This is a genomic window from Nonomuraea sp. NPDC049624 (assembly GCF_040675255.1).
In the GTDB taxonomy this organism is placed as follows: domain Bacteria; phylum Actinomycetota; class Actinomycetes; order Streptosporangiales; family Streptosporangiaceae; genus Nonomuraea.
In genome coordinates this window covers 22,047-40,640 of the sequence record NZ_JBFAOR010000012.1, presented here as the reverse complement: position 1 = coordinate 40,640, position 18,594 = coordinate 22,047, and the positions used below count along the sequence as shown (strand labels likewise).

Sequence of the window (18,594 nt, the reverse complement as noted above, 5' to 3'; positions counted from 1 at the left end):
CCGCGCACATATCTGGAGGACCTGTGGCGAACCCTGAGGCGGGGCGGCTGCTGCCGCTGCTTTCCACCCCGCACAAAGGTGGCCGATCCGCTCTGACCTGTCAGTTCCGTTGCGGGAACGCGTGCGCGCACGACGTGGCCAACACGACGGGCAACGCCTACTTCGGCGACGTGGTGAAGGAGGCGCTGACGCGCCGCGGCGTGCTGCGCGCGGGCGCGCTCGGCGCGCTGGTGGCGGGCGTGGGCGTGGCGGGCGCGGTCCCGGCGTTCGCCGACGAGCCGGCGGCCGAGGCGGCCGCCGAGACCGCCGCCGGGCCGGTCGCGGAGGGCCTGCGCGGCCGGAGCGGGATCGCCTTCACCCCGGTGCCGCCGAACAAGGACGACGCGCTGCGCATCCCCGACGGCTACAACTCCTCCGTGGTCGTGCGCTGGGGCGACCCGGTGCTGCCCGACGCGCCGGCCTTCGACTTCGCCAACCAGACGGCCGACGCCCAGAACAAGCAGTTCGGCTACAACTGCGACTACGTGACGTTCTTCCCGATGGGCCACAACCGCGGCCTGCTGTGGGTGAACCACGAGTACACCGACGAGAACCTGATGTTCCGCGGGTACACGGGTGGCGCGGCGGCGACCGAGGAGCAGATCAAGATCGCGCTGGCCGCGCACGGCGGCTCGGTCGTGGAGATCGAGCGGGCGCACGGCACCGGCGAGTGGAAGCTCACCACCAAGGGCCGCCGCCGCTACAACCGGCGCGTCACCGCGCAGACGCCGATGCGCTTCTCCGGCCCCGCCGCCGGTCACGCCCTGCTCAGGACGGCCGCCGACCCCAAGGGTCTGGCACCGGTCGGCATGCTGAACAACTGCTCGGGCGGTTCCACCCCGTGGGGCACGGTCCTGACCGCCGAGGAGAACTTCGACCAGTACTTCGTCAACGGCGACAAGGTGCCCGAGGCGCAGCGGCCGTACATCTCGCGGTACACGATCACGACGGGCACCCCGGCGGGCAACCGCCGTTTCGACCGGGTCGAGGAGCGCTTCGACCTGGCCAAGCACCCGAACGAGGCCAACAGGTTCGGGTGGATCGTGGAGATCGACCCGTTCGACCCCGACTCCACGCCCGTCAAGCGCACCGCGCTCGGCAGGTTCAAGCACGAGGCCGCCAACACCACCCTGGCCAGGGACGGCCGCCTGGTCGTCTACATGGGTGACGACTCGCGCTTCGAGTACATCTACAAGTTCGTCTCCAAGAACCGGTACATCCCCGGCTTCGACCGCCACAACCGCACCCTGCTGGACGAGGGCACCCTGTACGTCGCCAAGTTCACCGGCGACAGCCCGGCCGCCGAGATCGACGGCTCCGGCAAGCTGCCCTCCGACGGGCTGTTCGACGGCTCGGGCCAGTGGATCCCGCTGGTGTCGGGCGACAGGTCGTACGTGGACGGCATGACCGCCGCCGAGGTGCTGGTCTACACCCGTACGGCGGCCGACAAGGTCGGGGCGACCAAGATGGACCGTCCGGAGGACATGGAGCGCAACCCGGTCACCGGCGGCGTCTACGTGGCCCTGACCAACAACTCCAACCGCACCGCCGCCCAGGTGGACGAGGCCAACCCGCGCCCGTCCAACAAGCACGGTCACATCCTGGAGGTGGCCGAGCGGCGCAACGACGCGGGCGAGACCACCTTCGCCTGGTCGCTCCCGCTCGTCTGCGGCGACCCGAACGACCCCGCGACGTACTTCGCCGGCTTCGACAAGACCAAGGTCTCGCCGATCTCGTGCCCGGACAACGTGACGTTCGACGCCGACGGCAACCTGTGGATCTCCACCGACGGCAACCAGCTCGGCAGCAACGACGGCCTGTTCGTCATGCCGGTGCGCGGCTCCGACCGCGGTCACCTGCGCCAGTTCCTCACGGTCCCGCTCGGCGCGGAGACCTGCGGCCCGCTGGTCACCGAGGACCAGAAGAGCGTGTTCGTGGCCGTGCAGCACCCGGGCGAGATCGACGGCGCGACCCCGGACAACCCGGCCAGCCGCTGGCCCGACGGCGACCAGCCGCGCCCGTCGGTGGCGGTGGTCTGGCACGGCAGGGGCAGGAAGATCGGCAGCTGATACCCGGCTCCCCGGCGAAAACCGGTTGACCTCAAGTTAACTTGAGGAAATAGTCTCCCATGCATGAGCATGGAAGTGACCGCCTGGCATCAGCTTTACTCGATGAACAACCGGCCGGAGCGTCGCCCGCTGAACAGGGCGACGCTCCGGCGTATCGGCGGGTTCGCCCGTCCCCACCGGCGCAGGATCGTGCTGTTCCTGGTGCTCAGCGTGGTGCTGGCAGGGTTGGCCGTGGTGTCGCCGCTGCTCGCGGGGCGGGTGGTCGACGCGATCTTCAACGGTGAGCCGCTCGGCGTGGTGGTCGTGGTCGCGCTGCTGATCGCGGGCCTGGCGCTCGCCGAGGCCGGGCTCGGCCTGCTCAACCGCTGGCAGTCGGCCACCATCGGCGAAGGGCTGATCCTCGACCTGCGCACGGCGGTCTTCGACCACGTGCAGCGGATGCCGGTCGCGTTCTTCATGCGCACGCGTACCGGGGCGCTGGTGAGCCGGTTGAACAACGACGTGATCGGCGCGCAGCGGGCCTTCACCGACACCTTGTCCAGCGTGGCGGGCAACCTGGTGCAGCTCGTGCTGACGCTCACCGTGATGATCGGCATCTCGTGGCAGATCACGCTGCTCGCGCTGCTGCTCCTGCCGGTGTTCGTGCTGCCCGCGCGCCGGATGGGCGTCAGGATCGCGCGGCTGCGGCGCGAGGCCGCCGACCACAACGCCGCCATGGGCACCCAGATGACCGAGCGGTTCTCCGCGCCGGGCGCGACGCTGGTGAAGCTGTTCGGCCGTCCGGCGCGCGAGTCCGCGGAGTTCGCCGCGCGGGCGCGGCGGGTGCGCGACATCGGCGTGCGCTCGGCCATGAACCAGTCGGTGTTCGTCACGGCCCTGACCCTGGTCTCGGCGCTCGCGCTGGCCCTCGTCTACGGCCTCGGCGGCTTCTACGCCCTGCGCGACCAGCTCGAACCCGGCGCCGTGGTGTCGCTGGCCCTGCTGCTGACCCGCCTCTACGCGCCCCTGACCGCCCTGGCCAGCGCCCGGGTGGACGTGATGAGCGCCCTGGTCAGCTTCGAGCGCGTCTTCGAGGTGCTCGACCTCAAGCCGCTGATCCAGGAGCGCCCGGACGCCCGCGACGTTCCCGAGGGCCCGGTCGCGGTCGAGTTCGACGACGTGCGCTTCGCCTACCCCGCCGCCGACAAGGTGTCGCTGGCCTCGCTGGAGGAGGTCGCCACGCTGGACTCGCGGGGCGGCGAGGAGGTGCTGCACGGCATCTCGTTCACGGCCCTGCCGGGCCAGATGGTGGCGCTGGTGGGCTCGTCGGGGGCCGGCAAGTCCACGATCGCCCAGCTGCTGCCCAGGCTGTACGACGTCGACTCCGGCGCGGTCCGCCTCGGCGGCGTGGACGTACGGGACCTGACCTTCGACGCCATCCGCGACACCCTCGGCATGGTCACCCAGGACGGCCACCTCTTCCACGACACGATCAGGGAGAACCTGCTGCTGGCCAGGCCGGCGGCGAGCGAGGAGGAGATCTGGGACGCCCTGTCCAGGGCCCGGCTGCGGACGCTGATCGAGTCGCTGCCCGACGGCCTGGACACGGTGGTCGGCGAGCGCGGCTACCGGCTGTCCGGCGGCGAGCGCCAGCGGCTGACGATCGCCCGGCTCCTGCTGGCCAGGCCGCGCGTGGTGATCCTGGACGAGGCCACCGCCGCGCTCGACTCCACCTCCGAGGCGGCCGTGCAGGAGGCCCTGGGGGAGGCGCTGGCGGGCCGGACCGCCGTGGTGATCGCGCACCGGCTGTCGACCGTGCGGGCGGCCGACCAGATCCTGGTGATCGAGGACGGCCGCGTGGCCGAGCGGGGCACGCACGCCGAACTGCTGGCCATGGGCGGCCGCTACGAGGAGCTGTACCGCACTCAGTTCGACGAGCCGACGGTCGCGGGGGCGGTGGCCTGAGGCTCGTCCGTCACCGGCGGGCGGCGGGACGGGCGCAGCGCGTACAGGCCGAGCGGGACGGCGGCCAGCACGATCACCGCCGCGATGACGAGCGTGAACTGGTAGGCGTCGAGGAAGGCGGCCGGCGGGGGCTGATCGCTCCCGCTCTGGCGGGAGCTGAGGATCGCGCCCAGCACGGTGATGCCGAGCAGGCCGAACACCTCCCGCGAGACGTTCAGCACGCCTGAGGCCACGCCCGCCCTGTCCTTGGGCAGGCCGCCGAGGATCGCCGAGGTCAGCGGCACCAGCAGGCCGCCGCCGAGGCCGTAGAGCAGGAACCAGGGGGCGACGTCGGCGTAGTCGCCGTCGGCCCCGACGCCGGAGATCAGGTAGATCGCCGCGCCCATGAGCGCCATGCCGAGCGCCACCGTGCGGCCGGTGCCGAGCCGCGCGGAGATCCGCTGCGACGTGATGGCGACGACCGCCATGACCAGGGCCATCGGCACGAACGCCAGGCCGGCCTGCGTGGGGGAGAAGCCGAGCACGTTCTGCAGCCACAGGGCGCTGAAGAAGTAGATGCCGAACACGCCGAACGACCAGATGCCCATGGTCAGCGCGCCGCCGGTGAACACCCGCGAGCGGAAGAGCGACAGGTCGATCATCGGGCGCTCGGACTGAGTCTCGACCAGCGCGAACGCCACGGCGGCCGCCGCCGCGAGCCCGAACGCGGCCAGGATCTCGGCCGACGTCCATCCGGCGCGGTCGCCCTCGATGAGCGCGTAGGTGAGGGAGACCAGCGCGAGCGCCGAGGTGGCCAGGCCGGGCAGGTCGAGCCGGTGCCGCCGGCGGGTGAACGCGGGCCGGACCGCCCACAGGGCCAGGCCGAGGGTGGCGATCCCGATCGGCACGTTGATCAGGTAGATCCAGCCCCAGTGCAGGTGCTCGCTGATGAAACCGCCGGCCGCCGGGCCGAGCGCCATGGACAGCGCCCCGGACGCGCTCCAGATGCCCACGGCCCTGCCGCGCTCGCCGGGCTCGGGGAAGATCTGGCTGATCAGGGTGAGCGACGTGGGCGTGAGCAGCGCCGCCCCCACGCCCTGGACGGCCCGCGCCGCGATCAGCGCGCCGCCCGAGGTGGCCAGCCCGGCGCCCAGCGAGGCCGCGGTGAAGACGGAGAGCCCGGCCAGGAACACCACGCGGGCCCCGAACAGGTCCGCCAGCCGGCCGCCGACCAGCATGAGCCCGGCGAAGACCAGGATGTACGAGCTCACGATCCACTCCAGCCCGGAGATCGTCAGCCCGAGCTCCCGCTGGATCGTCGGCAACGCGACGTTCCCCACGTTGTTGTCGAGATAGGTCATGAACGTGCCCGACGTCACGGCACCCAGCGCCCACCATCGCATGTCGCCAACCTCCTATACGCCGTACTTGTACGTCGTACAGTTCAACTTGTACGGCGTATAGTTGTCAACCGTGATGGGAAAACTGGACGCGCGGGCCATCGCCGAGCGTGCGCTGGAGATCGGCGACACCGAGGGGCTCGACGCCGTGACGATCCGCCGGCTGGCGAGCGACCTGGGCGTGACGCCGATGGCCCTCTACTGGCACTTCAAGAACAAGGACCAGCTCCTGGTCGGCATGGCCGACCACCTGATCGGCGGCTTCGTGCCGGAGCCGGCCGACGAGCGGCCCTGGCAGGAGCAGCTCCGCGACCTGACCCAGGGGCTCATCAGGACCCTGCGCACCCATCCCTGCGCCAAGAACGTCATCGAGCAGATCGACCCGATCTCCGTCCCCAACTTCCTGGTCGTCTGGGACAAGGCGCTGGGCCTGGCCCGTACGGCCGGGTTCGACGTGGAGGAGAGCTGCCTGATCACCAAGTACCTGCTGCAGAGCGCCCTGTCGATCGCCGACGCGCCCGTGCACTTCAAGGCCGGCCGGACCGGTGAGGAGATCGCCGAGCTGGTCAGGGGCAAGCGGGCCGGCCTCCAGTCGCTGCCGCCGGAGAAGTACCCGTACCTGGTCGAGATGGCTTCACCGCTGGTCGCGGGCGCCGACCCGGCCTTCTACGACTCCTTCGGCGTCGATCTCGTGCTGCGCGGCATCGAGGCGCTGGCCGCCGGGCGTTAGGGTCGGGATCATGCCTTTCGAGCTGGTCTGCGAGATCGAACCGCCCACCAAGCCCGATCTGAAGCGCGTACGCCACCAGATCGGCACGCTCAGCCAGGTCGCCCATTCCTTCCTGATCCCCGACAACCACATCGGCCGGGCCACCGTGTCCAGCGTGGCCGTGGCCCACGAGGTCGAGGCGATGGGCGGGCGCAGCATCGCCTGTCTCAACTCCCGCGACCGCAACCTGCTCGGCTTCCACCGCGACCTGCTGACGGCCGCGGCGTACGGCGTCGACCAGTTCCTGTTCGTCCACGGCGACAAGCCGGCCAGCGGCAGCCGGACCAGCGACCTGACGGTCCGCTCGATGATCGAGGAGGCCAGGGGCTTCTCGCCGGCCTTCCGCGTCGGCGCGGCGGCCGGGCTGCGCCCGCTGCCCGCCTGGAAGCGCGCGGCCGACTTCCTGTTCGCCCAGGTCAGCTTCTCGGTGGAGGCGCAGGTCCGGTGGCGCGAGGCCAACCAGGTCGACGTGCCGGTCTACGCGGGCGTCATGGTGCTGGCCAGCGAGCGCCACGCCCGTACGCTGGCCGCCGCCATCCCCGACATCGCCCTGCCCGGCGAGCTGGTCGAGCGGGTGGCCGCCGACCGCATGGCGGGCGTCGAGGCGGCCTGCGAGCAGGTGTTCGCGCTGCGCGACTCGGGCGCGTTCGACGGCGTGCACCTCATCCCGGTCTCGCGCTACCGCGACGTGGAGTCGAGGCTCGCCGGAGCCCTCTGAGAGCGGGCGAGCGCGGCCAGCACCGCGCCGGCCAGCGCCACGGCGAACAGCACCGCGTACGCCCGCTGGAAGCCGTCCATGAGCTGCCCGACGGCCACCGGGGAGAGCGTGGACAGCGTGCCCGCGTACACCTGGGCGCGCAGCGCCGGGCCCACGGAGCTGGTCACGACGCTGAGCGACAGGCCCACGCTGATCACGATGCCGACGTTCATGATCATGACTCGGAAGCCGTTGACCACGCCCAGGCTGCCGCTCGGCAGGGCGGCCATGACCTGGGTGGTGTTGCCGGTCAGGAACGTCCCGCTGCCGCAGCCGGCCACGAACAGGGCGATCCCCGTCACCCAGTACGGCGTCGCCGGGTCGGCCGTCAGCATCAGCGTGCCGAGCCCGAGCGCGCTCATCGCCGCGCCGCCGATCGACAGCCCGTACGGCGAGACCCGCGGGCCGAGCAGGCCCGCGATCGGCGAGGCCAGCCCGATGCCCACCGGCACCGGCAGCACGCTCAGCCCGGCCGAGAACGCGTCGAGCCCGCGCGCCGCCTGGAAGTAGAGCGCGACCACCAGGATCAGCGCGGACCGCGCGAGCGCGTTGCAGAAGGAGGCCAGGTTCGCGTAGGCCAGCAGTCGGCCGCCGAACAGCCGCAGGTCCAGCACCGGGTTGGTGGAGCGCCGCTCGGCCAGCACGATCAGCGGCACCAGCAGCACGAACAGCGCCGCCCCCGTCAGGACGACCGGGCTGGTCAGGCCGCCCGACCCGGCCTCGTTGACCGCCAGCAGCACCGCCGACAGCGCGGCGAACACCAGCACGTTGCCGAGCGCGTCCACCGGCTGCCTGGGCCTCTTCGGCATCTTGCGTAAGATCACCGCGCCCCAGCCGAGCGCGATCAGCCCGGCGGGCACGTTCACCCAGAAGATCCACTGCCAGCCGGCGGTCTCGGCGATCAGGCCGCCGAGCGTCGGACCGGCGAGCTGGGCCACCGACAGCGTGCCGATGTAGACGCCCATGCCCTGGCTGAGCCGTTCGGGCGGGAACGCGTCGGTGATGATCACCGTGCCGTTGGCCAGGATCATGGCTGAGCCGATCGCCTGGAGCACGCGCATGCCGACCAGGAACCAGACGTCCGGTGACAAGCCGGCCAGCAGCGAGGCCGCGGTGAACAGGGCGAAGCCCGCCAGGTACACCTCGCGCCGCCCGAGCAGGTCGGCGACCCGGCCGAAGAACACCAGGCTCGCGGTGTTGACCAGCAGGAACGCCAGCAGGATCCATCCCGACTGCGTCGCGTCGGCCCGGAAGTGCCGCACGACGGTCGGCAGCGCGACGTTGAGCGTGCTGCCGGCGATGCCGATGAGGACGAGGCCCAGGCTGGTGACCGAGCACACGCGCCAGGCGTAGCGCATGCGGGTGCCGGCTTCGGGGGTGACCGCGACCATGCCTCCCACTATGACGTACGTCGTACGTCCGTTTTGTACCAGGGGTCACCTGGCTCGCTTCCGTAACCCCTCGACGTCGTGGATGACCACCCGTCGCCGGCCGGTCTCGATGAGCCCGCGGTCGCGCAGGGAGCGCAGCGCCTTGCTGACCGCCTCCCGTGAGGAGCCCGTCCAGCCGGCCAGCTCGTCCTGGCTGAGCGGCAGGGCCACGCGCACGCCGGTGCTGGTGCGCTCGCCGTACCGGTCGGCCAGTTCGAGCAGCCGGGTCGCCACCCGGCCGGTGGTGTCGAACGCGCCGTACTCGACGCGTTTGCGGTCGGCGTCGCGCAGCCGGCCGACGACCAGTTGCAGGAGCAGGACGGCGATGCGGCCGTGCGCGGCCAGGAAACCGCTGAAGTCGCGGACCACGATGCCCTCGATGGGCTCCAGCGCGGTCACGGTGGCCGAGCGCGGCGAGCCGTCCACGGCCGACATGTCGCCCAGCAGCGCCCCCGGGCCGCGGACCGCGAGGACCACCTCGGTGCCGCCGCTCGTGTGCGAGGACACCTTGACCCGGCCCTGCGTCAGCACGAGCACCCAGTCGGCCGCGTCGCCCTCGGTGATCACCGTCGTGCCGCGGTCCCATCGGCGCGGGCGCCCGGCGGCTCGCAGCGCCTCGATCTCCTCGGCGGTGAGCAGGGAAAGGAACTCGCCGGGCTCTGGATCCATGCGCCGATTATGTACGTACGGCTATTGCCGTTCTATGGCATTCCAGTCAGAACGTACGCGGCCACGAGTTCTTCCTTGCCCTTCAGGCTGAGCCGTCCGAGGGCGTTCACCGAGGCGTCGCGGCCGAGCTGTCTGAGCGTCGTCTCGCCGATCACCACGGTCCCCGGCTCGGCCAGGGCCTGGAGCCTGGCGGCCACGTTGACGCAGTCGCCCATCGCGTTGAAGCCGCGTAACTCGGGGCTGCCGATGTTGCCGACCAGCGCGGGGCCGGTGTTGACGCCCACCCGGAAGGTCGGCCACTCCACGTCGTCCGCGCGTTTCCAGGCCATCTCCTCGGCCACCTCGGCGGCGGCCCGCTGCATCTCCAGCGCGGCCCGGCAGGCCGCCCTGGCGTGACCGGCCTGCGGGGCGGGCGCGTTGAACAGGGCCAGCATCGCGTCGCCGACGAACTGCACGATCGTGCCGCCGTTGTTCAGCACGCACGGGACGGCGGCCGTGTGGTAGCGGTTGAGCATCTCGACGATCTCGCCGGGCGTGACCTGCTCGGAGAACGAGGTGAACCCCTTGAGGTCGGCGAAGAGCGCGGTCAGCTCCCGCAACTCGCCGCCGAGCGCCGCCCGCGCCGGGTCGGCGAGCAGGGCGTTGGCCACGTCGGGCGACATGTACTGGCGGAAGAGAGTGTCCAGCTCCTGGTAGAGGCGGGCGTTCTCCAGCGAGATGGACAACTGGCCGGCGAGCGTGGCGGCCAGCGCCTCGTCGTGGCCGCTGCGGCCCACCGGCACCTCCAGCACGCCGGCCAGGCGGCCCCTGACCGTGAGCGGGTAGGCCAGCCGGTGGTCGCGGCGGATCGGGCCGTCGCCCTCGAACTCGTACGCGCGGGAGCCGATCTGGGTCTTCCCCTCCGACACCAGCGCGATCTTGACGTCTCCGTACGCCTGCCTGACCCGGTCGAGCGCGGTGGTCAGCAGCTCGCCCTCCGGCAGGCCCACGCGAGTCTGCGCGCTCACCGCCACCAGCGCGGCCAGCCGCTCCGACAACTCCCGCTCGTGGGCCAGCGCCGTCCCGGCCCGGTCGAGCACGGCGGCCTGGCTCTCGTTCAGCCGGAACTTGCCCGACAACCGGGCCGCGGCCAGCGGCTCGCCCCGGCGTACGTGCTCGACCAGCTCCTCCAGGGCCTGGTCGTAGTCCTGCTGGAGGCGGGCGACGGTCGCCGCCAGCGTCACCGAGTCGAACAGCCCCGCGCTCGACCCCTCCCGCCGGAACTGCAGGTAGGCGCTGTAGGCCACGAACACGAAGGCGAGGGTGAGCAGCACGTGCCACTCCCACCACGTCAGGTGCCAGTTGTGCTGCGACATCCCGGCGACCATCGCCTCGGCCAGCAGCGCGTACGCGGTGATCAGGCTGACCAGCATGGCCGAGGGACGGCGGCGGTGGAGCAGGAACATCAGCACGCCGGCCGCGCCGTACAGCAGGACGCCGGGGATCGAGGCCGCGCCCAGCCAGCTCATCGGCGCGACCGGCGGCGGCCGGCTGAGCTCGGTCAGCTCGGGCACCAACGACACCAGCGCCCACAACAGCATGAACCCGAACAACATCGCCCGGACGAAGTGCTGCGCCGCCAGGACGCTCCTGGCGGCCCGCTCGCCCAGCGGCAGGGCCGAGGCGAACGCGAACATCGAGGCGATCGTGAGCCCCACCTGCTGCCCGAGGTCGAAGCCCAGCGAGCCGGTCGGCAGGATGATCCCCGGCGTGGCCAGGCCGTGCAGGAGGAAGAACCCCGCGCTGCTGAGGAACACCATGGAGACCAGGAACAGCCGGGCGTCCTGACGGCGGCGCGCGGCCTCGGTGATCAGCCCGCCGAGCGCCACGTTGATCCCGGCCACCGCGAGGATCATCCAGAAGTGGCTCGCGTTGTGCTGCCAGACGACGTTGAGGTGCGGCTGGGAGAGCAGCAACCAGAGCCCCAGCAGGGGAAGGGCGAGATGGATGACCCAGACCACGCCTCGGACGGGCTGCGTGGCCGGCGGCAGGTAGGTGCTGGGCACAGACCCGATTATGCACGCGGGATCGCCGCCGCCAATGCGTCCTTTTACCCACTGTGACGGCGACAGTCGGTCAATCCGGTCAGTAACCCTCCGTTTCGTGACATATACGTTATGTAGTTTCTGCCAACCGTTGGAACGGTTGAAACGTGAATCTCATGCAGCACATAAGCATCACTTGTTCCCTGGAAGGAAAGCCGTGGCTATCAACGTTCGCGGTGGGCGTACGCTCACCCTCGCCACTGTCGGAGCGCTCGCCGCCTCGCTCCTCGCCGTCGGTGGCGTGGCCACCGCCTCGTCGGCGGCGAGCGAGGTGTACGCCTGCGTGCACAAGAAGACGCGGTACGTCCGCATCGTCAACCCGACCACGCCGTGCCGCAAGACCGAAGAGCGCGTGGTGATCGGCGGCAGCACGACGCAGCTGAACGGCGGCACGTCCGGCCCCAAGGGCGACCAGGGACCCCAGGGCCCGCAGGGTCCGCAGGGCCCCCGCGGTGAGAACGGCCACACGGGCCCCCAGGGCAAGCCGGGCCTCCCAGGCAAGGACGGCAAGGACGGCCTTCCCGGCAAGGACGGCAAGGACGGCGAGCGCGGCCCAGCCGGCCCCCAGGGCCCGAAGGGCGACGACGGCAAGGACGGCAAGGACGGCCTCCCCGGCAAGAACGGCCAGGACGGCCAGGACGGCAAGCAGGGCCTGCCGGGCAAGGACGGCAAGGACGGCAAGGATGGCGAGCGCGGCCCGGCGGGCCCCCAGGGCCCGAAGGGCGACGACGGCAAGCAGGGCCCGCAGGGCCCCAAGGGTGAGCCCGGCAAGGACGGCGCCGGCGCCACCTACGCCACCTACACCAACAGCGCCACCATCAACGGCCTCGGCTCGGTGACCGCCTCCTGCAACAACGGCGGCAACCCCACCGGCGGCGGCTTCTCCTTCAGCACCCTGAAGAACGCCGAAGTCCTGGGCAGCTACCCCGGCGACAGCGGCTGGACGGTGACCGTCGCCAAGGACGACAACGGCGGCAACGACCACGGCGCCAACGGCACCAGCGTCTCCGGCAAGGTGTACGTCGTCTGCATCAAGAAGGTCTGACGATCAAGCAGGTCTGACGGCCAAGCAGGTTTGACGGCCAAGCAGGTCTGACGGCCAAGCAGGTCTGACGGCCAAGCAGGTCTGACGGCCGAGAAGGTCTGACGATGCTGAAAGGGCCGGTGCGGGGTCACCCCGCACCGGCCCTTCTCGTTCGACGTCAGCCGAACAGCGCCGGCAGCGTCGCCGAGTGGGTCTCGCGGAGCTCCTCGACCCCCACCTCGAACACGCCCTCGACCACCAGCGACGCCCCGCCGGTGACCCCGAGCCCGTAGCACGGCACCTCGTGCCGCCCGCACAGCGCCGCGAACTCCTCGAACGCCTCCGGCCGCACCACGACCAGGGCCCGCGCCGCCGACTCGCTGAACAGGTCGGTGAACGGCTCGCCGCTCAGCGCGACGGTGGCCCCGATGCCGCGGGCCAGGCACGACTCGGCCAGCGCCACGGCCAGCCCGCCGTCGGACAGGTCGTGCGACCCCTCCAGCAGCCCGCGGGCGGCGGCCTCGACCAGCACGGTCGCCAGCGCCTGCTCGGCCTCCAGGTCGGCGTGCGGCGGCAGGCCGCCCAGGTGGCGGTGGGCCACGTGCGCCCACTCCGAGCCGCCGAACTCCTCGGCGGTGTCGCCGAGCAGCACCACCCGCAGCCCCTCGGCGGTGAACCCGGACGGCACCCGCTTGGCCACGTCGTCGATGACGCCGAGCACGCCCACGACCGGCGTGGGGTTGATGGCGGTCGAGCCCGTCTGGTTGTAGAAGGAGACGTTCCCGCCGGTCACCGGCACGCCGAGGGTGCGGCAGGCGTCGGCGAGCCCGCGTACGGCCTCGGCGAACTGCCACATCACCTCGGGGTCCTCCGGCGAGCCGAAGTTGAGGCAGTTGGTGACGGCCAGCGGCTTGGCGCCGGTCACGGCCACGTTCCGGTACGCCTCGGCCAGCGCCAGCTGCGCCCCCGCGTAGGGGTCGAGCTTGGCGTAACGGCCGTTGCCGTCGGTGGACAGCGCGATGCCCCGGGTCGTGGGCTCGGCCCCGGCGATGGCCTCGGAGATGCGCAGCATCCCGGCGTCGGCGGGCTGGGCCAGCACGGTGTTGGAGCGGACGTAGCGGTCGTACTGGGAGGTCACCCACTCCTTGGAGGCCAGGTTGGGCGAGCCGAGGAGCTGCAGCAGGGTGGCCCGCAGGTCGTCGGGGCGCGCCAGCCGGTCGGTGGTGTCGGCGTTGAGCGCGGCCTGCCCGGCCGGCTCGTGGTAGGGACGCTCGTAGACCGGGCCCTCGTCGGCGGCGGTGCCCGGCGGGATGTCCACGATGACCTCGCCGTCCCAGGTCATGACCAGGCGGCCGGTGTCGGTGACCTCGCCGATGACGGTGGCCGGCACGTCCCACTTGGCGCAGATCGCCATGAACGCGGGGATGTCGTCGGGCCGGACCACGGCCATCATCCGCTCCTGGGACTCGCTCATCAGGATCTCCTCGGGCTTGAGCGAGGAGTCGCGGAGCGGGACCAGGTTGAGGTCGACCTTCATGCCGCCGGTGCCCTTGGCGGCCAGCTCGGTCGTGGCGCAGGAGACGCCGGCCGCGCCGAGGTCCTGGATGCCGACGACCACGTCGGCCGCGTAGAGCTCCAGGCAGCACTCGATGAGCAGCTTCTCCATGAACGGGTCGCCCACCTGCACGGCGGGCCGCTTGGCCTGCGACTCGTCCTCGAACGTCGCCGAGGCCAGCACGGACGCGCCGCCGATGCCGTCGGGACCCGTGGACGCGCCGAACAGCACGACCTGGTTGCCCGGCCCCGGCGCGGTGGCCAGCTTGATCTGGTCTTTGCGCAGCAGGCCGACGCACAGCGCGTTGACCAGGGGATTGCCGATGTAGCAGGGGTCGAAGACGACCTCGCCGCCGATGTTGGGCAGGCCCAGGCAGTTGCCGTAGTGGCTGATGCCCTCGACCACGCCGGGCAGCACCCGCCGGGTGTCGACGGCGTCGGCGCCGCCGAAGCGCAGCGCGTCCATGACGGCGATCGGGCGGGCGCCCATCGACATGATGTCGCGCACGATCCCGCCGACGCCGGTGGCCGCGCCCTGGTGCGGCTCGACGTAGGACGGGTGGTTGTGCGACTCGATCTTGAACGTGGCCGCCCAGCCGTCGCCGATGTCGACGACGCCCGCGTTCTCGCCCATGCCCACCAGCAGCGCCTCGGACTTGGGCGCCTTGGTGGCGAACTGCCGCAGATGCACCTTGGACGACTTGTACGAGCAGTGCTCCGACCACATGACGCTGTAGATGGCCAGCTCGGAGCCGGTGGGACGGCGACCCAGGATCTCCTTGACCCGGTCGTACTCGTCCTGCTTCATCCCCAGCTCGGCGAAGGGCATCGGCTCGTCGGGGGTCTCGGCGGCCCGCTTGACGTTGTCGGTGCTCATGCGTTCACCAGATTCCTCAGGATGGACGTGAAGAAGCCGAGCCCGTCGGTGCTCGGCGCGCCGACCAGTTCCTCCACGGCGTGCTCGGGGTGCGGCATGAGGCCGACCACGTTGCCCGCCTCGTTGCGGATGCCGGCGATGTCGTTGAGCGAGCCGTTGGGGTTGCCCCCGGCGTAGCGCACGACGACGTGGCCGCCGGACTCCAGCTCGGCCAGCGTCTCCGCGGAGGCGACGTAACGGCCCTCGCCGTGCTTGACCGGCAGCACGATCTCCTGGCCGCGCTCGAAGGAGCCGGTCCAGGCGGTGGCGGTCTGCTCCACCGTGAGCCGCTGGTCGCGGCAGACGTAGTGGAGCGAGGCGTTGCGGGTGAGCGCGCCGGGCAGCAGGTGGGCCTCGCAGAGGATCTGGAAGCCGTTGCAGGTGCCGATGACCGGCAGACCGGCCCTGGCGGCCGGGACGAGCTCGTCCATCAGCGGGGCGAACTTGGAGATCGCGCCGCAACGCAGGTAGTCGCCGTAGGAGAAGCCGCCGGGCAGGAAGACGGCGTCGACTCCCTTCAGGTCGTGGTCGGCGTGCCACAGCGGGACCGCCTGCGCGCCCACGAGGCGCACGGCTCTGGCGGCGTCCTGGTCGTCGAGAGTTCCTGGAAACGTGACTACGCCCACACGGGCAGCGCTCATGACAGTCGTCCCCTCCGAGGAATGCGCACGCGCGTGCCACCGTCTCTTTGGGGGCGGACGGCGGTCTACGGCGGTGTACTCAGATTATCGGGTGCACGGCTGTGTTCCGGGCAGCGGGTCGGGACGCGCTCGGACGGCGCTCAGATGACGCTCAGACGGCGGCCAGCTCGCGGTGACGGGCGCCCTCGGCCTCGTCGTCCCAGGCGAGCATCTTGCGCAGGTGGACCGTGGTGCCGCGGCCGGGCGTGGTGCCGAAGGAGATCTCGTCCACCACGGACCGCATGATGAGCAGGCCGCGGCCGTTCTCGGTGTCGGGCGGAGGGAAGTGCAGCGGCATCGACGGGAGGCCGTCGCCGCTGTCGGCGACGCGCACGTCGCAGCGGCCGTAGCCGATCGACGCCGAGACCTCGTAACGGTTGGCGGGGCCGCCGTGTCGCACCGCGTTGGAGCACGCCTCGGAGACGGCGAGCAGCATGTCGGCGATGCAGGTCTCACTCACGTTGAGTGAGCGCATCGCGTCGCCAAGCACTCGCCTGACCATCGGTATGCCGATCGCATCCCGAGGCAGCGCCAACGAGAACTCAATATCCACCGGACTCCTCCGGGCTCCGGAATGTCACCTGGAGTAGGTTTCCCTGTGAAATCGGGGCTAACCGCAAAATCACGTTGTTGTTATTTAGTGTTGGCACGCCCGTGGCATTGTGGCATGCCCGAACGCGACTTTAACTCACCAGGGGTAAAACCAGGCATCAAATGTGCCTTCTACCCCTCAACCCGGACGCTGTAGTCCTCGATCACGGTGTTGGCCAGGAGTGTCTCGGCCATCTTCCGTACCTCGTCGAGAGCCGCCTCGTCGGCCGGGCCCTCCAGCTCGACCTCGAACCGCTTGCCCTGACGGACCGCCGAGACGCCGGAGAAACCGAGCCTGGGCAGCGCCCTGGCGATGGCCTGGCCCTGCGGGTCGAGGATCTCGGGCTTGAGCATGACGTCGACGATGACGCGCGCCACTACGTTCCTCCTGGGTGGAGTGGGTGCTTGGGAAAGCAAGCCTACCGGCGCGCATGGCCGTCAACACAACGGGAACGGGGAGGACATGGGGCTTGCGCGGAGGGCTGTGACGTCTGCCACGATGTCCCCAAACGCGTATGAACCACCACCACATGGTTCGCACGCACACACGGCTGGCCTCAGGTGGCGACCCCATCGACACCGGCCCCGACCGCACAGGAGCGGCACGTGACAGTCGACGCCTCTCGTGGTGCCGAAGCACCCCCTGAGCTCGTGCAGTTGCTCACCCCCGAGGGAGTGAGGGTCGAGCATCCCGACTACGACATAGACCTGACGGCCGAAGAGGTCAGGTCGCTCTACCGCGACCTGGTGCTCGTCCGGCGCATCGACCTGGAGGCCGTGGCGCTGCAGCGTCAGGGCGAGCTGGGCATCTGGGCCTCGCTGCTCGGCCAGGAGGCCGCCCAGATCGGCTCGGGCCGCGCGCTCACCGACTCCGACATGGCCTTCCCCACCTACCGCGAGCACGGCGTCGCCTGGTGCCGCGACGTCGACCCGGTGAAGCTGCTCGGCCTGTTCAGGGGCGTCAACCACGGGGGCTGGGACCCCGAGGAGCACAACTTCCACCTGTACACGATCGTGATCGGCAGCCAGACCCTGCACGCGGTCGGCTACGCCATGGGCATCCAGCGCGACGACGCCTCCGCCGCCACGATCGTCTACTTCGGCGACGGCGCCACCAGCCAGGGCGACGTGAACGAGTCGTTCATCTGGGCCAGCGTGTTCAACGCGCCCGTCGTCTTCTTCTGCCAGAACAACCAGTGGGCCATCTCCGAGCCGCTGGAGAAGCAGAGCCGCATCCCCCTCTACCGCCGGGCCTCGGGCTTCGGCTTCCCGGGCATCAGGGTCGACGGCAACGACGTGTTCGCCTGCCTCGCGGTGACCAGGAAGGCGCTCGAAGCCGCCCGCACGGGCCAGGGGCCCACGCTGATCGAGGCGTTCACGTACCGGATGGGCGCCCACACCACGACCGACGACCCGACCCGCTACCGGGTGGCCAGCGAGTTGGAGGCGTGGAAGCTGAAGGACCCGATCGAGCGGGTCAAGTCGTACCTGTTCCGCAACGAGCTGGCCGATCAGGGCTTCTTCGACGCCGTGACCGCCGAGGCCGACCAGCTCGGCGCCGACCTGCGCAGGCGGTGCCTGGCGATGCCCGACCCCGAGCCGCTCGATATCTTCGACCACGTCTATCGCGAGCCCCACGCGCTCATCGACGGAGAGCGCGCTCAGTTCGCCGCCTACTTGGAGGGCTTCGAGAAATGACGGTGTTGAGCCTGTCCAAGGCGCTTAACGAGGGCATGCGCCGCGCCATGGAGGACGACCCCAAGGTCCTCATCATGGGCGAGGACGTCGGCAAGCTCGGCGGCGTGTTCCGCGTCACCGACGGCCTGCAGAAGGACTTCGGCGAGGACCGGGTCATCGACACGCCGCTCGCCGAGTCCGGCATCATCGGCACCGCGATCGGCCTGGCGCTGCGCGGCTACCGGCCGGTGTGCGAGATCCAGTTCGACGGGTTCGTGTTCCCGGCGGCCGACCAGATCATCACGCAGCTCGCCAAGATGCCGATGCGCTCGCTCGGCGCGATCAAGCTGCCCGTCGTCGTGCGCATCCCGTGCGGCGGCGGCATCGGCGCGGTCGAGCACCACAGCGAGTCGCCCGAGGCGTACTTCGCGCACACGGCCGGCCTGCGCGTGGTGGCCTGCTCCAACCCGGCCGACGCCTACACCATGATCCAGCAGGCCATCCGGAGCGACGACCCGGTCATCTTCTTCGAGCCGAAACGCCGCTACTGGGAGAAGGCCGACATCGACACGGCCTCGACCGACTGGTGGACGCCGTTCGACAAGGCCACGGTCGTACGGCCCGGCTCCGACGTCACGCTGCTGGCCTACGGCCCGATGGTCAAGACCTGCCTGGAGGCCGCCGCGGCCGCCGAGGACGACGGCCGCTCGCTGGAGGTGATCGACCTGCGCTCGCTCAACCCGCTGGACGAGCCGCTGGTCATGGAGTCCGTCCGCCGCACCGGCCGGGTGGTCGTGGTCCACGAGGCGCCCGTCTACAGCGGCTTCGGCGCCGAGCTGGCGGCCCGGATCACCGAGCAGTGCTTCTACCACCTGGAGTCGCCCGTCCTGCGGGTCGGCGGCTTCTCCACCCCCTACCCGCCGTCGAAGCTCGAAGAGCACTACCTGCCCGATCTGGACCGGGTGCTGCACGCCGTCGACCGCGCCTTCGGGTTCTGAAAGGGGGACGCGCT

General features: G+C 70.8%; 15 protein-coding genes. 7 read left to right on the top strand and 8 right to left on the bottom strand.

All coding sequences use genetic code 11. The features are described 5' to 3' along the window. Positions 1-23: 23 nt before the first annotated feature. Complete coding sequence (locus AB0J76_RS39920; RefSeq protein WP_352320476.1) at positions 24-2,108, top strand: PhoX family phosphatase; 2,085 nt, start codon at positions 24-26, stop codon at positions 2,106-2,108. A gap of 63 nt (positions 2,109-2,171) precedes the next feature. Beyond that, entirely contained in the window at positions 2,172-4,052 is a 1,881-nt protein-coding gene (locus AB0J76_RS39915) for an ABC transporter ATP-binding protein (protein WP_352320477.1), read from the top strand. Here the strand turns inward: AB0J76_RS39915 and AB0J76_RS39910 are convergent. Beyond that, a complete protein-coding gene (locus AB0J76_RS39910; RefSeq protein WP_352320479.1) occupies positions 4,013-5,434 on the bottom strand; it encodes an MFS transporter in 1,422 nt (473 codons plus the stop codon). The two genes, AB0J76_RS39915 and AB0J76_RS39910, sit on opposite strands and share 40 nt — an antisense overlap. 73 nt (positions 5,435-5,507) lie before the next feature. On the opposite strand from AB0J76_RS39910, the gene AB0J76_RS39905 reads away from it, so the two are divergent. Both AB0J76_RS39905 and AB0J76_RS39900 read left to right on the top strand, forming a co-directional pair. Beyond that, positions 5,508-6,161, top strand: coding sequence for a TetR family transcriptional regulator (locus AB0J76_RS39905; protein ID WP_352320539.1), 654 nt, complete (start codon positions 5,508-5,510; stop codon positions 6,159-6,161). A 10-nt stretch (positions 6,162-6,171) separates the two neighbouring features. Beyond that, positions 6,172-6,918, top strand: coding sequence for a methylenetetrahydrofolate reductase (locus AB0J76_RS39900; RefSeq protein ID WP_352320480.1), 747 nt, complete (start codon positions 6,172-6,174; stop codon positions 6,916-6,918). On the opposite strand, the gene AB0J76_RS39895 is transcribed toward AB0J76_RS39900, so the two are convergent. From AB0J76_RS39895 to AB0J76_RS39885, 3 genes are read right to left on the bottom strand one after another with little or no spacing between them, the layout of a single operon-like run. Continuing rightward, positions 6,879-8,348 (bottom strand): MFS transporter, encoded by a 1,470-nt coding sequence (locus AB0J76_RS39895; RefSeq protein ID WP_352320482.1) that lies wholly within the window; start codon positions 8,346-8,348, stop codon positions 6,879-6,881. The two genes, AB0J76_RS39900 and AB0J76_RS39895, sit on opposite strands and share 40 nt — an antisense overlap. 45 nt (positions 8,349-8,393) lie before the next feature. Further along, positions 8,394-9,056, bottom strand: a complete 663-nt coding sequence (locus tag AB0J76_RS39890) for a Crp/Fnr family transcriptional regulator (RefSeq protein WP_352320484.1) — start codon at positions 9,054-9,056, stop codon at positions 8,394-8,396. A gap of 32 nt (positions 9,057-9,088) precedes the next feature. Beyond that, on the bottom strand, positions 9,089-11,101 hold the full coding sequence (locus AB0J76_RS39885) for an adenylate/guanylate cyclase domain-containing protein (RefSeq protein WP_352320486.1): 2,013 nt from the start codon (positions 11,099-11,101) through the stop codon (positions 9,089-9,091). Positions 11,102-11,297: 196 nt separating this feature from the next. On the opposite strand from AB0J76_RS39885, the gene AB0J76_RS39880 reads away from it, so the two are divergent. Next, complete coding sequence (locus tag AB0J76_RS39880; protein ID WP_352320488.1) at positions 11,298-12,185, top strand: hypothetical protein; 888 nt, start codon at positions 11,298-11,300, stop codon at positions 12,183-12,185. A gap of 157 nt (positions 12,186-12,342) precedes the next feature. Here the strand turns inward: AB0J76_RS39880 and purL are convergent, their stop codons facing one another. From purL to purS, 4 genes are all read right to left on the bottom strand, one after another. Next, the gene (gene purL / locus AB0J76_RS39875; RefSeq protein WP_352320490.1) at positions 12,343-14,595 is read right to left on the bottom strand and encodes a phosphoribosylformylglycinamidine synthase subunit PurL; all 2,253 of its coding nucleotides are present in this window, start codon (positions 14,593-14,595) and stop codon (positions 12,343-12,345) included. Continuing rightward, complete coding sequence (purQ, locus tag AB0J76_RS39870) at positions 14,592-15,275, bottom strand: phosphoribosylformylglycinamidine synthase subunit PurQ (RefSeq protein WP_352320492.1); 684 nt, start codon at positions 15,273-15,275, stop codon at positions 14,592-14,594. The genes purL and purQ overlap by 4 nt, the downstream gene beginning before the upstream one ends. Before the next feature lie 151 nt (positions 15,276-15,426). After that, the gene (locus tag AB0J76_RS39865) at positions 15,427-15,816 is read right to left on the bottom strand and encodes an ATP-binding protein (protein WP_352320494.1); all 390 of its coding nucleotides are present in this window, start codon (positions 15,814-15,816) and stop codon (positions 15,427-15,429) included. 221 nt (positions 15,817-16,037) lie between these two features. After that, positions 16,038-16,283, bottom strand: coding sequence for a phosphoribosylformylglycinamidine synthase subunit PurS (gene purS, locus AB0J76_RS39860; protein WP_352320496.1), 246 nt, complete (start codon positions 16,281-16,283; stop codon positions 16,038-16,040). 228 nt (positions 16,284-16,511) lie between these two features. On the opposite strand from purS, the gene pdhA reads away from it, so the two are divergent. Both pdhA and AB0J76_RS39850 read left to right on the top strand, forming a co-directional pair. Next, on the top strand, positions 16,512-17,603 hold the full coding sequence (gene pdhA / locus AB0J76_RS39855) for a pyruvate dehydrogenase (acetyl-transferring) E1 component subunit alpha (RefSeq protein WP_352320498.1): 1,092 nt from the start codon (positions 16,512-16,514) through the stop codon (positions 17,601-17,603). Next, a complete protein-coding gene (locus tag AB0J76_RS39850) occupies positions 17,600-18,580 on the top strand; it encodes an alpha-ketoacid dehydrogenase subunit beta (protein ID WP_352320500.1) in 981 nt (326 codons plus the stop codon). The genes pdhA and AB0J76_RS39850 overlap by 4 nt, the downstream gene beginning before the upstream one ends. Positions 18,581-18,594: the final 14 nt, after the last annotated feature.

Coding starts and splice junctions, on each gene's coding strand:
- AB0J76_RS39915 (WP_352320477.1), top strand. CDS start 2,172: ATGAGCATGGAAGTGACCGCCTGGCATCAGCTTTACTCGATGAACAAC.
- AB0J76_RS39910 (WP_352320479.1), bottom strand. CDS start 5,434: ATGCGATGGTGGGCGCTGGGTGCCGTGACGTCGGGCACGTTCATGACC.
- AB0J76_RS39905 (WP_352320539.1), top strand. CDS start 5,508: ATGGGAAAACTGGACGCGCGGGCCATCGCCGAGCGTGCGCTGGAGATC.
- AB0J76_RS39900 (WP_352320480.1), top strand. CDS start 6,172: ATGCCTTTCGAGCTGGTCTGCGAGATCGAACCGCCCACCAAGCCCGAT.
- AB0J76_RS39895 (WP_352320482.1), bottom strand. CDS start 8,348: ATGGTCGCGGTCACCCCCGAAGCCGGCACCCGCATGCGCTACGCCTGG.
- AB0J76_RS39890 (WP_352320484.1), bottom strand. CDS start 9,056: ATGGATCCAGAGCCCGGCGAGTTCCTTTCCCTGCTCACCGCCGAGGAG.
- purL (WP_352320490.1), bottom strand. CDS start 14,595: ATGAGCACCGACAACGTCAAGCGGGCCGCCGAGACCCCCGACGAGCCG.
- purQ (WP_352320492.1), bottom strand. CDS start 15,275: ATGAGCGCTGCCCGTGTGGGCGTAGTCACGTTTCCAGGAACTCTCGAC.
- AB0J76_RS39865 (WP_352320494.1), bottom strand. CDS start 15,816: ATGGTCAGGCGAGTGCTTGGCGACGCGATGCGCTCACTCAACGTGAGT.
- AB0J76_RS39850 (WP_352320500.1), top strand. CDS start 17,600: ATGACGGTGTTGAGCCTGTCCAAGGCGCTTAACGAGGGCATGCGCCGC.